Here is a 17,511-nt window from a genome sequence, read left to right as displayed (position 1 = left end):
CCTCATCGCATCGGCATCGACGCCTTCCTGGTCACGACTCGAACAGTGACTGCCCGATATATCCGCCCGGCTCCCGCACGCCGGGCGGTACGGCGAACACCGCCGATCCGACCGGAACCGTCCACACGTTCAGCGCGTCGAACTCCGCCAATCGCTGCTGCACCGGCAGGAACTGGGTGCGCACGTCCCGCTGGTACGCCGCGAACAACAGTCCCGAATTCGAGGTGGCCCCACCGGTGGGCGCGTCGTCGTAGTTGTAGGCGCGGCGCAGGAACCGCTCCCCGTCATGGCGGTGATGTGCCCGGGCGATATGCGACGAGGGCGGGATCACCGCGATACCGTGCGCGTCCACCGCGGCGAAATCGGGTTCGGTGAACTCGTCGCCCCCCGTCAGCGGCGCACCGTCGGACAACCTGCGCCCGACCGTCAACTCCCGTGCGTCCGGATCGAGTTCGTCCCAGGTGTCCAGGGTCATCTCGATACGCCGCAGCACCAGCGAGGTTCCACCGGCCAGCCACGGGTGCTCGGTGCCGTCGTCCCAGACCAGCCGCGCGAAATCCGGTGTGCCCGGCGTCAGGTTCACCGTCCCGTCGATCTGGCCCATCAGATTCCGGGGTGTCGCACCGGGAGCCGCGTCGCGGAAACCGCGCTGTACCCACCGCACCGATACCAGCGAAACGACACTCTTGCACAGCACCCGGACCGCATGCGACACCGTCGTCGTCTCCTCGGCACAGACCTGCAAAAGCAGATCACCGTCGCAGAACGCCGGATCCAACCGGTCGACCGGGAACGCGGGCAGGGGCGCCAGCCACTCCGGCCTGCGGTCCGGGAGCCCGGCCACGTCGAACACCCGCGGACCCAGCCCGACAGTGACGGTCAGCCGGGCCGGTCGCTGTGTCAACTCCGGTTCGGTATCTGCCAGCGCCGCACGGCCCTGAGTCAGTCGTGCAGCGTCATCGGTCCAGATCTTCAGGAGGCCGATGATGTCCGCACGGTCGGTACCCGGCCGCAGATCCAGCGCGACGAACGCGATCTGCGATTGCGGCGCCGTCGCGATACCGGCCTGATGCACATCATAGAACGGTTCGAGCGCGGTACCCGTGGTTTCCGCGCTTCCGCGCTCCCACTGGTTCAGCGCCGCCGCGCCCAACCCGATACCGGCAACGCCGGCGGCGCCACCACCGAGCAGGCGCCGCCGGTTCAGCCGGGAGACCCGCTCAGCCACTGTGTTCTTCTCCGTGCCCGGGATCGTAATTCTCCTGGTTTCCGGAGAAGTCACGCACCCCAGCGGTGAAGGTGATGGTCGAACCGTCGTCGAAACCGAGCGTGATCGGAGCTTCCGACCCGGTACGCAGCGGGCCGTGCAGATCCATGAACATGAGATGTGCGCCCCCCGGTTCCAGCTCCAATGCCTCGCCCGCTGTGATCACGAACCCGCCGTGTTTCTGCCGCATCACCGTGGCGCCGTCCGCGCCGGTCACCACCTCGTGCAGTTCGACACGAGCCGAGACCGGACTGCTCGCCGAGACCAGGGTCACCGGCTGGCCGCCGGAATTGCGCACTTCCGCGAAGGCGGCCGACATCCCGGAATCGGCGGCCTTGGCCCACTGTTCGGTGACGGTCACCGAATCGGCCGCGGTATGTGCCGATGTTTCCTCGACGGAACAGCCGAGTGTCACCGTCAGCAGCAGCAGCAGCGGCGCGGCGGCGACGGCGGCGATACCCCGCAGCAGGCGGGGGCGGAAAGCGGCGCCCGTGCGGGGCGCCGGAAAACGAACAGACATGAGTGGATCTCCGAATCGAATCGACGTTGGCGCGTCCCTGTTCCGCCGTTGGGAACGCCCGGTACCGGCGTCCGCCACTACGGTTCGCGACCGACCATGGGTACGGCCGGGCACGCTTGTCACAGCAGGCGGCCACAACGTGCCGCAATGCCGCGCGATACCGGAAAGGGCGCGGTGGGGGAGAGGGTCAGGCGTGGACGGGCGGCGGGCCGCGGGTGCCGAGCCCGCGGCCGAGGAACAGCTCATGCGGCGCAGGCAGATTCGATTCGAGTAGGACGACCACCGGAGAACACGGTGGCGGTGCGAGCGTGCGCAACGCGTGGAAGGACCGGCGCAGCCGCGATACGACGCATACCAGCGCACGTTCGGCGGCGTGGATGAGGAGGGCGCCAACAGGTATCGCGATCAAATGCGCGACCAGCATCGCCGCTGCTCCTCCGGTGCTGTGCTGATGCCCCGGCGCGAGGGTCAGCGCGGTGTGCCCGAGCGCCTGGCCGCCCGCGAGCAGCGCCATGACCCGCATGATCCCGAACCCGGAAGACGCACGGCCTGCGAGTACTCCCGTCACGGTGCAACCGGCGAGCAGGAGGGCGATCGAGGATTGGCCCGGTGTCACGGTGCCGCCGCCCACGGCGTGCGCGGCGATGCTCACCGCTGCGGATACCCCGCCGACGAACGCGCCACGTAGCTGCGCGACAGTCGATCCGGGAGTTGGCACCCATTCATACTACGCCTGGTCGTAGAAGTGTGGGCCGGGGCTGTGATCGGCTGTGCGGTCACCCCGGCGGGTGAACCCGCGTCCTACCAGGAGGAAGGGGTTGACGGACAGGGGTGCGCGGCAGGATACTTCGGCAACGATAGCTGTTGTCTATCAAATGCTCCGTCGTCAGGCGAGGGTCCGCTACTGGAGAGCATGATGGTCATTTACGCATTGCACGATATGGTCGCCGCCCACGTGGGTAACCCCACGCCCGAGCCGCCGCCGATCTCCGAGGAGATCCTGCAGCTGGTGCGCTATTTCACCTGGTTCGTACTACTTTCCGGCGTGCTGGGAATCACCGTCGCCGGTGGACGCTTCGCGTGGGAGAAGTGGAACGGCGGCCAGCTGGCCTCGCCGAAAATGGTGGTGGGCGGGATGATCGGCGGTGTGGTTGCGACCAGCGCGGGCTCCATCATGAATGCTCTCGTCGGCTGAACGGCACGGCCTCAACGGAGGCCGGGTGCGGGCGCGGCGGTCAGGCCGGCCATCAGATTCGGAAACAACCGGTACGCCGTCACCAGGGCCCTGTTGTAGCGCGGAAAAACAATGTACTGCTTGTTCTTTCGCATGCCCCGGATGATCTGGCAGGCCGCGAGGTCGGGGTTCACCCCACCGATGGTCGTAGGGGGCGGCCGGTCGTATTCGCCGGCGCGGCCGGTGTCGAAGGCGCGGCTGGTGATCGGACCCGGAACGGCGACGCTCACCCGGACGCCTGCTCCGGCCGCCTCGGCGCGCAAGGACGTGCTGAGCCCGACGATCGCGTGCATGGTCATCGCATAGGCTGCCGATCGGGGTACCGGTGCCATTCCGGCGATCGAGGCGGTGTTGACGATATGGCCGAATCCCTGCGCCCGCATCAGCGGATATGCGTGCCGGGTCCCCTGCACTACACCCCAGATGTTGACGTCGACCAGGCGGCGCCACTGTTCGGGAGTCAACTGTTCGAACGGCCCGGAAACGTTCACTCGCGCATTGTTGAACAGGTAGTCGATCCGGCCCAGATCGGCCACCGTTCCGGTGAGCAGCCGCCGCAGCGATTCGCCATCGCTGCTGTCGATGCGCTGGGTGTACACCGATGCACCGTCGAGGCTGCGAGCCAGGACCCGAAGGCCCGCACTGTCGACATCTGTCGCGACTACCGCAGCACCTGCCTGTGTGAGGCGTCGGCACAACGCGGCGCCGATCCCGCCGGCGGCTCCGGTCACCACCGCCACTTTCTCGACACGCACAGCATCAACTAAACATGCGCGTTTTACATGGATGACGGCGGGGTGGGGGAGGGCGGACGGGTGGCAGCTCGGGCAGTGCCAAGCGTGGGTGGGTGTGGAAGCGCGCTGAGGTTGTAACACGAGGTGACCTGCACGTCCTCGTAATAGCAGTGCCCCAGTAGCAATTTGCCCATACGTAGATATGCGCATCCAACTATCCATGAGCCTAGTGTGCTCCTATCGATCTACTCATGAACGCAATATCGCGGACCCCGCTGGATAGCGGGGTCCGCGATGATGTTCTGTTCTACAGAGCGTGCACCTTGCTGGCCGAATCCGAATTCGCGGCCGAGGCGACGGGTTCCCGGCCGGATGGCGCGGGCACGGTCTTCGCCTGCATCGGGTCGAGTTCGGGATCGATATCGATGGTGTTGCGCAGCGTCCGGTTCGGCAGTGCCACGGTGACGATCAGCGCGACGGCTGTTGCGGCGGCGGCGATGAGGAAGATCCGACCGGTGGCATCACCGTAGGAGGTGCGCACGATGGTCGCGATCGGTTCCGGGAGCGCCGCGATGTCCAGGTTGCTGCCGCCGGAGGTGGAGGTTCGGATGCCGAGGCGGGCGAAGCCTTCGGCGGATAGTTCGCTCACTCGGGTGGCGAGCACCGAGCCGAGTACCGAGACGCCGATCGCGCCGCCGAAGGTGCGGAAGAAGGCGACGCTGCTGGATGCCGCGCCGATGTTCTGCACGCTCACCGTGTTCTGCACGGCCAGCACCAGGTTCTGCATCATCATGCCCATACCGAGCCCGACAACGGCGATATAACCGCCGACCAGCCACAGGTTCGTCGCGTGATCGAGGGTGGACAGCGCCGAGAAGCCGATCACCATCAGCACCGACCCCGACACCACGAAACGCTTCCATTTACCGAACCGGGTGATGAGTTGCCCGGACGACACGGAGGCGACGAGCATGCCCGCGACGAGTGGAATGGTCAGGATGCCGGCAACGGTGGGCGAGTAGCCGCGCGCGGTCTGGAAATACTGGCCGAGGAAGGTGGTCGCACCGAACATGCCGATACCGACGGCGATGGAGGCGATGATAGCCAGCCCGGTGGTGCGTTCGGTGACAATGGGCAGCGGAATAATGGGTGCTTTGGCGCGCGCCTCCACCCATACCGTCGCCGCCAGCAGCAGCACGCCGGCACCTACGTAGAGCACGGATTCGCGGGAGAACCAGTCGTAGTATCCGGCTTTGCCTGCGAACGACACCCAGATCAGCAGCACCGATACACCCGCGGTCATGAGGACCGCGCCGAGCCAGTCGATCGATACGTTGTCCTTGCGTTCGGTGGGCAGACGCAATGTGCGCTGCAGCAGTACCAGTGCGATCACCGCGAGTGGCACGCAGACGAAGAAACACCAGCGCCAACCCAGCGGGCTGTCGACGATCACGCCGCCGAGGATGGGTCCCCCCGACATGGATACCGCCATCACGGCGCCCATATAGCCGGAGTATCGGCCGCGTTCGCGCGGCGCGACGATGGATCCGATGATGGCGACGGCCAATGCGGTCAGTCCGCCCATCCCGATGCCTTGGATTACTCGCGCTACCAGTAGTACAGGGACGTTATGGGCGAAACCGGCGATCACCGAGCCGACGACGAAGATGACGATGGCCGATTGGACCAGCGCCTTTTTGTTGAACAGGTCGGCGAGCTTGCCCCAGATGGGAGTGGACGCGGCGTTGGCCAGCAGTGCCGTGGTGATGACCCAGGCATAGGCGGTTTGTGATCCCTGGAGATCCCCGATGATCGTCGGGAGGGCGGTGGCGACGATGGTGGTGCTCAGCAGCGCCGTGAACAGCGCTGCCAGCAGCCCGGTCATCGCCTCCAGGATTTCGCGATGAGTCATCGCGTAGGGATCGGGCCGCGTCACCGCCTCAGCTGTACTGGACATCGGGTACCTGACTTTCTTCCGGAACCGCTTTCTGCTCGGCCGCGGCGCTGCGGTGGCCATGGGCGGTCATCGTGTTCCTGAGCTTGTGCACAACCGCCCTGGCCTGTTCGGCTTCGTCTTCGGACCATTCGGCGAGGACGTCCTGCAGGCCCTTGGCTCGGCTCATTCGGATGCGCTGCAGTAGGTCGCGGCCGTTGTCGGTCACCTGGATGACGGTGGCCCGGCCGTCGCTGGGGTCGGGGTGCCTGCTGACATATCCGTCCGTCACGAGTTCGGTCACGTGACGACTCAGTGCCGACGGGCTGATGCACAGACCCGCGGCGAGGTCGACCTGCCTACATGGCCCCTTGGTCTCCAGTGCCACCAGCACGCCGACGCCCCCGGGGAGAAGCTGGCCTTCCTCTGGGTGGGCGAGGGTGGCGCGGATGGCCCGGCCTATCAGGAACAGCTCTCTGATCAAACCCTGCGCCGTATCGGACGACACCGACATGCAGACTCCCTGGGACAGCTATGAAGCTCAGAACAATGATTGCTTGCGGTAAGCAACTTTATATTCAGTTGCTTGCGCTAATCAACTAAAAAAGGAAGCGGGGTTCGGTGATCTCGAACACTCGAGATCCTGAGGGGAATTGCTGTCGTAGCGACCGTTGCCGGCGCAGATAGGCAAGCGAAACGCGAGGTTGGCAACCATTCCGCAATCGGAGTTGATCAGTCATATCATGTCGCTATGCCGACCTACGAGGATGCGGGGCTTGTGCCGGTGTTCAGTCGTGGCGTGCGTCAGGGGGTGCTGAGTGCAGGTATCTGCTCGGTGCTGCTGGGGGCGGCGGTCGTGCTGTGGCCGGATAAGACGGTGCCCTTGATCGGCCTGCTGTTCGGAATGTATCTGCTGGCCGGTGCGGTGGCATTGGGAACGGTGGCGTTCGGAGCCCGGCTGGGGAAAGTCCCCAAGGTGCTGCTGTTCGGCGCCGCGGTGGCATCGGCGATTCTCGCCGTACTGTGCTTCCGCAGCGGGAACTGGGTGCTGCTGCCCGCCATGTGGATCGGACTGGCATGGGCGGTGCGCGGCGTCGCCCACGCCATCGCCGCGGTCTGGGAAGACGACGAGGTGACCGGCAGCGCACGTCAGGAGACATTCGGCCTTGTCACCCTGCTCGCGGGCATGATGGTGGCTATCGCCCCATTCGAATCCGTCGGCGCGCTCGCCGTTCTGGCCGGATTATGCATGATCACCTTCGGGATCATGGAGATACTCACCGCCGTGCGGGCGCCTCTGGTCGAGGACGTCGACCAGGAAACCGAAGCCGAAGACGAGGCAGCTCAACTGTCCAGCTGATCTCCGTGAACCACGGTCGGAACACAGGAATCCCGGAACACCCAGCGCGGCGGCGCCGGGCGCGGTTGACTGGATTCCATGGGATCTCGAGACCAGCATCGCAATTCGATTCCGCATAGGCAGGCGGGACCGACCCGCTCCCCGGCGGAACTGATCGTCCTCACCCACGGTGCGCACACCGCGATCGAAACCGCGACCGTGCGCGAAAGCGTCTCCGCGCACACGCGGCTCGCCGCTCTGCTGCCGCAGGGAGCTCAGGTGAGCCGGGTCTTCGGACCCGCGAACCGGGTCAGGAACAGGTTGGCAGGCACCGCCGCCGAGCCATCGGGCGGGGAATTCCTCAACTATTTTTCGATACGCGGGCTCGACACCGGCCTAACTGAGCTGGCCGACCAGTTGCGTGTCGACGACACCGTCGCAGCGGCATATGTGAAACCACCGGCTGAACCGCCGTTGGCGCCGTCGATGACCGGAGCCGTCGCCGACATCGCCGCCCGCGCGTTGACCGAACCACCTGCGGTGACACCGGATTTCGCGGTGCGGCAGGGATATCTGGCGGCCGCGCCGGATGGTGTGGACGCGCACTGGGCGTGGAGCAGACCCGGCGGGCGCGGCGCAGGTGTGCGGGTGATCGACGTCGAGGGCGCGTGGCAGTTCAGCCATGAGGACCTGCTCGACAACCAGGGCGGGGTGATCGGGGGAGAACCGTCGCCCGATCTGGGCTGGCGTAACCATGGCACCGCGGTGGCAGGACAGATCAGCGCGGACGTCAACGAGTTCGGCGTCACCGGGATCGCGCCGGAAGCCGGTATCCGGGCGGTGTCGATCTTCGGCACCGGTTCGGCCGCTGCGATCCGCGCAGCCGCGGACGCGCTGCACTCCGGCGACATCCTGCTCATCGAATTGCACCGTCCTGGACCGCGCTTCGACTACAGCGGCCGTCCAGATCAGCGCGGGTACATCGCGATCGAATGGTGGCCGGACGACTGGGCGGCGATACGCTACGCCGTCTCCCGCGGCGTTGTGGTGGTCGAGGCCGCGGGCAACGGGGGCGAGGATCTCGACGCCGCGCTCTACGACGACCGGCCCGCGGAGTTCCCGGCGTCGTGGCGCAACCCCTTCCGCGGGGACACGGCCGATTCCGGCGCGATCGTGGTCGGTGCAGGAGCGCCACCACCGGGCACGCACGGTCGCGACCACGGTCCGGCGCGGTCTCGGCTGGAGTTCTCGAACTTCGGTGCCCGTATCGACGCACAAGGGTGGGGCCGGGAAGTGACCACCACCGGTTACGGTGATCTGCAGGGCGGCGCCGACGAGGACCTGTGGTACTCCGACACCTTCAGCGGCACCTCCAGTGCGTCGCCGATCGTCGTCGGCGCGCTCGCCTGCTATCAAGGCATACTTGCCGCTAGCGGGAAGCGGGCAACACCGGAGCAACTGCGCGCCCGGCTGCGCGCAACGGGATCACCGCAGACGGATGCCCCGGGCCGCCCGGTGGCGCAGCGTATCGGGAACCTGCCCGATGTGCGGGCCATGGCCGGGGGCGCCGGGTTTTAGCAGCGGCAGCAGGGGCAGAATCTCAGTTATGGCTGTCATCCATCACACGTCCATGGTGCCGTCGAAAATGGAGCTGCTGGCCGGATGGTTGCCGACGCGGCCGTGGTACTCCGGGCCGGGCCGGGCCGACGCGCTGCAACCGGCAGGTGGTTTCCGGCTCGACGACCCGGACGGCGAGGTGGGCATCGAGTTCATGGTGGTCACCGACACCGGCGGGGCGGAGCCGGTGACCTACCATATTCCGCTCGGTTATCGTGGTAGCGAAATCGACTCGGTCGCCGCCGGGCTCATCGGCACCTCCGAGCACGGTGTGCTGGGCAAACGGTGGGTGTACGACGGGACCAGGGACCCCGTGGTGGTCAACCGGATGGTCGCGCTCCTGGCCGGCGGCACGCAGGCACAGGCACAGAACGACAGCAACGCTCCCGATCGCACCGTCGCCGTCACCGCAGCCGATCTGCCCGCCGTAGGGTCGGCGCTGGTTTCGGCGGCGGAGGGCCCGCTGGGTACCGATATCGTCGTCGCCGACGGGCTGCTGCGCGTACACCGGGTACTCGGCCGCCCCGGCGCCGAGCCGGTGCGCAGGTTCGGTCAGGTGTCCGTGCCGTGGCAGGCGCTGGACGGCAGCGTCGTGCGCAGTGTGGTGCTGTCGGAGCTGCGTTAGTCCCGGGCCGCCCCCGGCAGCCTGGTGACACACCCGGCGCTTTATTTCATGCGCTTCCGCGCGGCCATGCCGAACCGGCACGGCCGATATCCGGGAGTGTCCGGCCTGGTGAACGGCCTGGCTGCGGCGGGTCGCCTCGCCGCACCCCAAGAGCGTTTCCGCCGGATCGGAAACGACTGGTACCAACGGAATCTCATCGATCCCAGTACTGTCGACCCCCGTGTATACGACCAGGAAGCGCACCCTGGTGCGGCCGCATGGTTCAAATCCACCGCGGTGGAGATGATCGACCGCGTCGCCGGGTATCCGGAGATCCTCGACCCCCATGACGTCGCCTGGACGCGAGTGGTCGTTGTTTCGCCCGATACGATCATCTACGACGACCCGCACCAGGTGATCGCAGTGCCACCACCCGCGGCGCGACGTTTTCGGGCGCCGCCGCTCGGAGTCGAGAACTGACTGTGCGAGCTCGGCCGACGGCCCGGGATACCTGTAGAGCTACACAGGCCGCTGCTCGGTCACGGCGGCGGCTCGGCGAAGGTGTTGACGCGGAGCAGGTTCCGCCGTATGTTTGTCGGCGTCATGGGTACCTTGTTGTTCTTCCTGTAAAACATCCCCCTCGAACGCGTCGAGTATCGCTCGCCTTGCCGAGCGTTGTCTCCGCGTCCGATCCCCGCATGCTCCCGGTTTCTCGGTGTTCTCCGCGTGCGGGTTCCGTGATGACGGCCGTGCGCCGAGAACAGGAGGACAACTGTGCCCACTGCTGCTCAACTCACCCTCACCGATATCACCAAGCGTTACGCGGACCGGGTCGTGTTCGACCGGGTGACGCTGTCCATCCGGCCGGGAGAAACCGTCGGTATCGTCGGCGATAACGGGTCGGGTAAATCGACACTGCTGAAACTGCTCGCCGGCGTGCAGCAGCCCGACAACGGCGAGGTGATCGTCATCGCGCCGGGCGGGGTCGGGTACCTGGCGCAAACACTCGACCTGCCGGGAACTTCGACCGTTGCCGACGCCATCGACCTGGCCCTGGCCGATATCCGCGACCTGGAGAAACACTTGCGGGCCGCCGAAGCCGATCTCGGTACCGGCGCATCGATACAGGCGAAGCTCGACACCTACGCCGAACTGATGGCACGGTACGAGGCACGTGGCGGTTACCAGGCCGACCACCGGGTAGACGCTGCGCTGGCCGGGCTCGGCCTGCCCGGTCTGGACCGCGCGCGACGTCTGGCCACGCTGTCCGGTGGGGAGCGGTCCCGTCTCGCGCTGGCCGCGACTCTGGCGAGTGCGCCGGAGGTGCTGCTGCTCGACGAACCGTCCAATGACCTCGACGACGCGGCGGTGGCCTGGCTGGAACAGCACCTGCGGAATCATCGCGGCACCGTCGTCGCGGTGACCCACGACCGGGTGTTCCTGGAACGCATCACTTCCACCGTTGTGGAAGTCGCCGGCGGGAAGGTCGCTCGCTTCGGCGACGGCTACCAGGGATACCTGGCCGCCAAGGCCGCGCAGCGGCGACGCTGGGCCGAAGACTACGAACGGTGGCGCACCGAGCTGGCCCGCAGCCGGAAACTCGCGGAATCGAATGTGGTGCGACTGGAGGCGATTCCACGGAAACTGCCGCTCGCGGTGTTCGCTGCCGGGCCGTTCCGGGCACGAGGCCGAGACCATGGTGCACGGTCCCGGATCCGCAACGCCAAGGAGCGGGTCGCGCGGCTCACCGACAACCCGGTCGCGCCGCCACCGGACCCGCTGAGTTTCACCCCGGGCTTGCCTCGAGGCGACACCACGGAGTTGGACGGGCCGGTGGCCGAACTGTCCGATATCACTGTCGCCGGACGCCTGCGTTTAGCCGGTCTGCGCCTCGGCGATACCGAGCGGCTGCTGGTGACCGGTCCCAACGGAGCCGGTAAGACCACACTGCTGCGGCTGCTCGCCGGGACTCTGATACCGGATAGCGGCAGTGTGCGGGTACGCGGCCGGGTGGGGTTGCTGCGACAGGAAGAAGTCGCCTGGCCGGCTGCGACCACCGTCCTGCAGGCGTTCGCCGCCGGACGGCCTTGGCACTCCGAGGAATACACCGAGGAACTGCTCGGCCTCGGTCTGTTCCGACGCGAGGACCTGCGCTTACGGGTCGGTGACCTGTCCTACGGCCAGCGTCGCCGTATCGAATTGGCCCGTCTGGTCAGCGACCCGGTCGACCTGCTGTTACTCGACGAACCCACCAACCATCTCGCGCCCGCCCTGGTGGAAGAACTGGAGGACGCCCTGACCGATTACCGAGGTGCGGTAGTACTCGTCACCCACGACCGCCTTCTGCGCGCCCGGTTCGCGGGCACCCGCCTGGAGCTGGCATCCGGACGGGTTGCGTCGACCGCTGCCTAGCTGGTGCGGGGCGGGAGGATGCCGATCAGCGGATTGCGGTGGGACGGTTGCGCTACCGCGCATGCTGCATACGGCAGGGGGCACGGCTGCCATCAACGCACTTCGTAGAGCCGAGGACGTGAAGCCACCCGGTTGTGGCGAGCGGACGGCTGCCAGGTGTAACCGGTGCTACGGCTGTCTGCGTCACGAAATCCTCGGCTCGCTCGTCCGAGAAGTGAGCCGGGGCCGAGGGTGCCCCGCGGACGGGAGGCTGATGTGACGCTCGAGAGGAAAGGCGGTGCCGTGACGAATCGACAGGGGATACCGCTCGGGCGGCTGGTCGGAGTCGCGACGGTACTGGGCGCGACGATGATGCTGGTGTTCGGAGTGTGGATGCGGGTGGACCCGGCGGGGTTCGCTCGATGGGCGAACTGGCCCAACCATGTGCATTTTCTGCATGATGCCGGTGTTTTCCAGATCGGTATCGGGTTGATGATGCTGTGCGCTCTGTGGTGCCGTGATCCGGTCATGGTGGTTCTGGTGGGGTTCGTATTCACGAATACGTTCCACGCGGTCAATCACGCACTCGACGGGCATCTCGGCGGGAACAGCTCGGACCCGTGGGGTCTGGGGGTTGTCTCGGTACTGGCTGCGGCCGGGCTGATCGTACGGTGGCGACAGTTGCGGGTACGGGGGGCCGGTAGGGGACGGGTGGAGGTCGGAGAGTGAAGACCGAGCCGGGGCAATATCACTGGGCGAATACCGCGGCGCGTTCAGCGAGTTCCAGCACGGGTTGCGGGACGATGCCGAGGACAAGTGTCGCGGCTCCCGTGACGGCAATGAGCGCGGTAGTGGCGGCCGGGGTGCTGACTACCGGAGGATCGGCGGGTGGTTCGGTGAAGAACATCAGCACGATAACCCGGATGTAGAAGAACGCGGCGATGGCGCTGGCGATGACGCCGACGATGACCAGGGTGGCGGCATCGCCGGCGCCAGCGGCCTGGAACACCGCAAATTTGGCGACGAAACCGCCGGTCAGCGGCAGGCCGGCGAAGGAGAGCAGCAGTAGCGCAAACACCGCGGCGAGCCGCGGATTGCTGCGGCCGAGACCGGCCCACTGCGACAGCGCGGTAGCTTCCGTGCCCGAGGCGTCACGTACCAGGCTCACCACCGCAAACGCACCGAGGGTGCCGAGCCCGTAGATCAGCAGATAGAACAGCACCGATGACACTCCGGCGTCGTTCGCGGCGACCAGCGCGGTGAGGAGGAAACCGGCATGGGCGACCGATGAATACGCCAGCATCCGTTTGATATCGGTCTGGGTAATCGCCATCACCGCCCCGACCAGCATGGTCGCAATACACACCGCGGCCAGCACGGGCCGCCAATCCGGTGCCAGCTGCGGGACCGCGATATGCAGCACCCGCAGCAGGGCGCCAACCGCCGCGATTTTGGTGGCAGCGGCCATGAACGCGGTTATCGGGGTCGGGGCGCCCTGATACACGTCCGGCACCCACGCTTGGAACGGCACCGCGCCGACTTTGAACAGGAGCCCGACGGCCAGCATCGCTGTCCCGAGCAGCGCCAGCGTTGTCGAACCCGAGTCGGCGGCGATCGCGTCGGCGATCCCGGCCAGCTGCACGGTGCCTGCCTGGCCGTACAGCAGCGCGACCCCGTACAGGAAGAACGCCGACGAGAACGCTCCGAGCAGGAAATACTTCAACGCCGCTTCCTGGGAAAGCAACCTGCGGCGGCGGGCGAGGCCGCACAGCAGATACAGCGGTAGCGACAGTACTTCCAATGCGACGAACATGGTGAGCAGATCGTTGGACGCGGGAAAAAGCAGCAGCCCACCGATAGCCAGCATGGTCAGCGGAAACACCTCGGTGGCCACGGCACCGGAAGCGGCAGCGGCCTTCTCGGCCGCGCTTCCAGGTACCGCGGACGCTTGCGGGGTGAAGGCGACCATCCCGCGTTCGCTGGTGGCGGCAGCGCGGCTCCAGGTGCCGGGACCGGACCGCACGCGCTGCCGCGGAACCCGTTCGGCGATGAACGCCAGCGCCAGAATCGACACCAGCAGCAGCGTGCCCTGCAGGAACAATGTCACCCCGTCGACGGCAACCGCGCCCACCGCGGCCGTCGCCTCGGTTCCCGCCAGCAGTATCACCGCCACGAGGGCCGCCACCAGACCACCGAACGCCAGCAGGAGCTGGGTGCGGTAGCGGTAGCGGCGGGCGACGAAGGTCTCCACCAGCACGCCGATCACCGCGGCGCCGAACACGATCAGCATCGGTGACAGGGTGAGGTATTCGATGCTCGGTGCGGGCACCGATGCGGCAAGCACCGCGCTCAGGTCGAGGTCACCGCTCATTGTGCGCACCTCCGGGGTTCGCCGAATCCGCCACCGGCGTCGCCGGGGCCGAGGGTTGGGGGTCTTCGCTGCCGATGGTGATGAGGGTCTGGTTCACCGCGGGATCGATGAACTCCAACACCGGTTTCGGATAGATCCCGAGGAAGACGAGCGCACCGATCAAGGGCACCACCACCAGCAGTTCCCGTGACTCGAGGTCTTTGACGTTTTCGTTGCCGTCGGTGACCGGGCCGGTCATCATCCGCTGGTACAGCCACAGCACGTAGACCGCGGCAAGTACCAGCGCGCCGGTGGCGAATATCGCGGCCACCTGGTAGCGGCTGAAAGTGCCGATCAGGACCAGGAATTCGCTGACGAAGGGTGCGAGCCCAGGTAGGGACAGCGTGGCGAGGCCGGCTATCAGGAAGGTGCCCGCCAGTACCGGCGCCACTTTCTGCACTCCGCCGTAGTCGGCGATCAGGCGGGTTCCGCGCCGCGACACCAGGAACCCGGCGACCAGGAACAATGCGGCTGTCGAGATGCCGTGGTTGACCATGTACAACGTCGCCCCGGTCTGGCCCTGGCTGGTCATCGCGAAGATACCGAGGACGATGAACCCGAAATGGGAGATCGAGGTGTAGGCAATCAGCCGCATCACATCGGTTTGCCCGATCGCCAGGAGCGCACCGTAGAGGATGCCGACCACCGCGAGGGTGACGATCAGCGGCGCGTAGGTGTGCGAGGCGGCCGGGAACAGCAGCAGACAGTAGCGCAGCATGCCGAATGTGCCGACCTTGTCGACCACGGCCATCATCAGCACCGCACTGGACGGGGTGGCGGCCACCGCGGCATCGGGCAGCCAGGTGTGCAACGGCCACAGCGGCGCTTTGACGGCGAACGCGAACATGAATCCGAGGAACAGGGCGTTGAGCACCACCGGGTCGGCGCCGAGTTCTCCGGCGTTGGCGGCGGCGACCACGGTGCGCAGATCGAAGGTGCCCGCGGACCCGTCGCCCAGCCCTTCCCGGATGGTGAGCACATACAGGCCGATCACCGCGGCGAGCATGAGCAACCCGCCGAGCAGGTTGTACAGCAGGAACTTCACCGCCGCCCGGGAACGCTGCCTACGGGCCTGCGCTTCGTCGGTGCGCGGCCCGAAACCCCCGATCAGGAAGTACATCGGGATGAGCATCGCCTCGAAAAACACGTAGAACAGCAGAATGTCGAGGGCAAGGAAGGAAACCAGCACCATCGCCTCGACCAGCAGGGTCAGTGCGACATAAGTGTGTGCGACGCGGCGGCCGGTGCCGACCTCGCGTTCGTCGCGCCAACCCGCGAGGATCAGCAGCGGCACCAGCGCGGCGGTCAGCAGCACGAGCACCAGCGCGATCCCGTCGACGCCGAGGGTGTATCCCGCACCGAACGCCGGTATCCACGTGTGGGATTCGACGAACTGGAACTGTTCGCCGCCGGGCTCGAACCCGGCGGCCACGCCGACCGCGACGGCCAGCACCGCCACCGAGACCGCCAGCCCGGCGCAGCGGGCGAGTAGTCGCTGGGAAGCGGGCAGGGCGAGAGCGAACACCGCGCCCGCGACGGGTAGCAGCCACAGGGTGGTCAACCAGGGGAATTCGCTCACCAGATCCTCACCGCCAGCAGGGCAGCGGCCACCAGGGCCGCGCCGGTGAACATGGACAGGGCATACGAACGCACGAAACCGGTCTGCACGCGGCGGACCCGGGCCGACAATCCGCCGAGGAACGCGGCGGTGCCGTTGACCACCCCGTCGATACCGCGGTTGTCGACGAACACCAGCGAGCGGGTCAGATGTTGCCCGGGACGCATGAACGCCGCCTCGTTGACCGCGTCACCGTAGAGGTCGTTGCGTGCGGCGACGGTCAATGCGGTCACCTCACTCGGTGCTGCCTCGGGGACCTCCCGGCGCGCGTAACGGGCATAGGCCAGTCCCACGCCCGCGGCGACCACGGTCAGTGCCAGAGCGGTGATGACCGGGACCGGCAGCGCCGGCTCGCCGTGGTGGCTGCCGACGACGGGCTCCAGCCAGTTCTGCAGCGACGACCCCCACACCAGCAACCCACCGGAGGCCACCGAGCCGACCGCGAGCAGGATCATCGGGCCTGTCATCACGGCGGGTGCTTCATGCGGATGGGTATCGGGTTTCCAGCGGCGTTCACCGAAGAAGGTGAGCAGCATCACCCGGGTCATATAGAAGGCGGTCAACCCTGCGCCGAGCAGGGTGATCGCACCCAGGGCCAGGCCGTTGATGCCGCCTTCGGCGAACGCGGCCTCGATGATGCGGTCCTTGGAGAAGAACCCGGCCAGCGGCGGCACCCCGATGATGGCGAGATAACCGAGCCCGAAGGTGAGGTAGGTGATCGGCAGCAGCGTGCGCAGCCCGCCGTAACGGCGCATATCGGTTTCGTCGTTCATCGCGTGCATTACCGAGCCGGCGCCGAGGAACAGGCCTGCTTTGAAGAACCCGTGGGTGAGCAGATGCATGATCGCCACCGCGTATCCGGCGGGTCCGAGACCGACTGCGAGCACCATATAGCCGATCTGGCTCATGGTGGACGCGGCCAGCGCCTTCTTGATGTCATCCTTGGCGCAGCCGATGATCGCGCCGAACAGCAGCGTCACCGCGCCGACCAGAACCACGGCCAGTTGCGCGTTGGGTGCGAGGTCGAAAACCGGGTTGGATCTGGCGATCAGGTATACCCCGGCGGTGACCATGGTCGCGGCATGGATGAGCGCCGACACCGGGGTGGGGCCTTCCATAGCGTCGCCGAGCCAGGACTGCAGCGGCACCTGCGCCGATTTGCCGCAGGCGGCCAGCAGCAACAGCAGACCGATCGCGGTGAGTGTGCCTTCACCGGCGCCGGGCGCGGCGCCGAAAACCTCGCTGAAACCGATCGAACCGAAGGTCGCGAACATGACCATCATCGCCAGCGCCAGGCCCATATCGCCGACCCGGTTGACCACGAACGCCTTCTTCGCCGCGGTGGCCGCCGACGGTTTGCCGTACCAGAAACCGATCAGCAGATAGGAGGCCAGGCCGACGCCTTCCCACCCGAGGTACAACACCAGGTAGTTATCGGCCAGCACCAGCAGCAGCATGGCAGCGAGGAACAGGTTCAGGTAGGCGAAGAACCGGCGCCGCGCCGGATCGTCGCGCATATAGCCGATCGAATAAATGTGGATGAGCGATCCGACACCGGTGATCAACAGCGCGAAACACATCGACAGCTGATCCAGTTGCAGACCGAAATCCACCTGCAGTCCGCCGACCGGAACCCAGCTGAACGCCTGCAGCGTGATGGCGCGGTAGGTGTCGGCGCGGCCGAGCATGCCGGCGAACGCGACAAGGGCGACCGCGAACGATGTCAGCGCGGCGAGGGTGCCGAGCAGATGACCCCATGCGTCGGCGAATCGGCCGGTGAGCAGCAGGATGATGGCGCCGGCCAGGGGCAGGGCGGGCAGCAGCCACAGCGTTGCGGTATCCAC

General features: G+C 66.8%; 16 protein-coding genes. 7 read left to right on the top strand and 9 right to left on the bottom strand.

Annotation, left to right across the window (positions count from 1 at the left end):
• Positions 1-31: 31 nt before the first annotated feature.
• The 3 genes from B0T44_RS01740 to B0T44_RS01730 all read right to left on the bottom strand — a co-directional run bounded on the left by B0T44_RS01740 (position 32) and on the right by B0T44_RS01730 (position 2,505).
• Complete coding sequence (locus B0T44_RS01740) at positions 32-1,228, bottom strand: Dyp-type peroxidase (protein WP_077114934.1); 1,197 nt, start codon at positions 1,226-1,228, stop codon at positions 32-34.
• On the bottom strand, positions 1,221-1,787 hold the full coding sequence (locus tag B0T44_RS01735; RefSeq protein WP_081511473.1) for a copper chaperone PCu(A)C: 567 nt from the start codon (positions 1,785-1,787) through the stop codon (positions 1,221-1,223). Before B0T44_RS01735 ends, B0T44_RS01740 begins: the two co-directional genes overlap by 8 nt.
• Positions 1,788-1,974: 187 nt before the next feature.
• A complete protein-coding gene (locus B0T44_RS01730; protein WP_077114933.1) occupies positions 1,975-2,505 on the bottom strand; it encodes a hypothetical protein in 531 nt (176 codons plus the stop codon).
• A 198-nt stretch (positions 2,506-2,703) separates the two neighbouring features.
• Between B0T44_RS01730 and B0T44_RS01725 the strand changes: the two genes are divergently transcribed.
• Entirely contained in the window at positions 2,704-2,982 is a 279-nt protein-coding gene (locus B0T44_RS01725) for a hypothetical protein (RefSeq protein ID WP_077115147.1), read from the top strand.
• Positions 2,983-2,993: 11 nt separating this feature from the next.
• Here B0T44_RS01725 and B0T44_RS01720 read toward each other — a convergent pair whose 3' ends face one another.
• The 3 genes from B0T44_RS01720 to B0T44_RS01710 all read right to left on the bottom strand — a co-directional run bounded on the left by B0T44_RS01720 (position 2,994) and on the right by B0T44_RS01710 (position 6,202).
• Entirely contained in the window at positions 2,994-3,776 is a 783-nt protein-coding gene (locus B0T44_RS01720) for an SDR family NAD(P)-dependent oxidoreductase (RefSeq protein ID WP_077114932.1), read from the bottom strand.
• Between the two features lie 286 nt (positions 3,777-4,062).
• A complete protein-coding gene (locus B0T44_RS01715; RefSeq protein ID WP_077114931.1) occupies positions 4,063-5,712 on the bottom strand; it encodes an MDR family MFS transporter in 1,650 nt (549 codons plus the stop codon).
• On the bottom strand, positions 5,696-6,202 hold the full coding sequence (locus B0T44_RS01710) for a MarR family winged helix-turn-helix transcriptional regulator (protein ID WP_077114930.1): 507 nt from the start codon (positions 6,200-6,202) through the stop codon (positions 5,696-5,698). Before B0T44_RS01710 ends, B0T44_RS01715 begins: the two co-directional genes overlap by 17 nt.
• Positions 6,203-6,439: 237 nt before the next feature.
• Between B0T44_RS01710 and B0T44_RS01705 the strand changes: the two genes are divergently transcribed.
• From B0T44_RS01705 to B0T44_RS01680, 6 genes are all read left to right on the top strand, one after another.
• The gene (locus tag B0T44_RS01705) at positions 6,440-7,048 is read left to right on the top strand and encodes an HdeD family acid-resistance protein (protein WP_077114929.1); all 609 of its coding nucleotides are present in this window, start codon (positions 6,440-6,442) and stop codon (positions 7,046-7,048) included.
• Positions 7,049-7,126: 78 nt separating this feature from the next.
• On the top strand, positions 7,127-8,605 hold the full coding sequence (locus tag B0T44_RS01700; RefSeq protein WP_077114928.1) for a S8 family serine peptidase: 1,479 nt from the start codon (positions 7,127-7,129) through the stop codon (positions 8,603-8,605).
• A 28-nt stretch (positions 8,606-8,633) separates the two neighbouring features.
• Positions 8,634-9,269, top strand: a complete 636-nt coding sequence (locus tag B0T44_RS01695; protein ID WP_077114927.1) for a maltokinase N-terminal cap-like domain-containing protein — start codon at positions 8,634-8,636, stop codon at positions 9,267-9,269.
• Positions 9,270-9,317: 48 nt separating this feature from the next.
• Positions 9,318-9,728 (top strand): hypothetical protein, encoded by a 411-nt coding sequence (locus tag B0T44_RS01690; RefSeq protein WP_077115146.1) that lies wholly within the window; start codon positions 9,318-9,320, stop codon positions 9,726-9,728.
• A 294-nt stretch (positions 9,729-10,022) separates the two neighbouring features.
• Positions 10,023-11,660: a TlrC/CarA/OleB/SrmB family ABC-F type ribosomal protection protein gene (locus tag B0T44_RS01685; RefSeq protein WP_077114926.1), complete on the top strand. Its 1,638-nt coding sequence runs from the start codon at positions 10,023-10,025 to the stop codon at positions 11,658-11,660.
• 282 nt (positions 11,661-11,942) lie between these two features.
• Entirely contained in the window at positions 11,943-12,368 is a 426-nt protein-coding gene (locus B0T44_RS01680) for a hypothetical protein (RefSeq protein WP_077115145.1), read from the top strand.
• A 19-nt stretch (positions 12,369-12,387) separates the two neighbouring features.
• Here B0T44_RS01680 and nuoN read toward each other — a convergent pair whose 3' ends face one another.
• From nuoN to nuoL, 3 genes are read right to left on the bottom strand one after another with little or no spacing between them, the layout of a single operon-like run.
• Entirely contained in the window at positions 12,388-14,010 is a 1,623-nt protein-coding gene (nuoN, locus tag B0T44_RS01675) for an NADH-quinone oxidoreductase subunit NuoN (protein ID WP_077114925.1), read from the bottom strand.
• Positions 14,000-15,628 carry an NADH-quinone oxidoreductase subunit M gene (locus tag B0T44_RS01670; protein WP_139347653.1) on the bottom strand — a complete coding sequence of 543 codons (1,629 nt, stop codon included), beginning with the start codon at positions 15,626-15,628 and terminating at the stop codon, positions 14,000-14,002. Before B0T44_RS01670 ends, nuoN begins: the two co-directional genes overlap by 11 nt.
• A complete protein-coding gene (gene nuoL, locus B0T44_RS01665) occupies positions 15,625-17,511 on the bottom strand; it encodes an NADH-quinone oxidoreductase subunit L (protein WP_077114923.1) in 1,887 nt (628 codons plus the stop codon). The genes B0T44_RS01670 and nuoL overlap by 4 nt, the downstream gene beginning before the upstream one ends.

It is taken from the genome of Nocardia donostiensis (assembly GCF_002081715.1).
Lineage (GTDB): Bacteria > Actinomycetota > Actinomycetes > Mycobacteriales > Mycobacteriaceae > Nocardia > Nocardia donostiensis.
The sequence above is the reverse complement of the archived record's forward strand: the minus strand, read 5'-3'. Positions and strand labels throughout refer to the sequence as shown.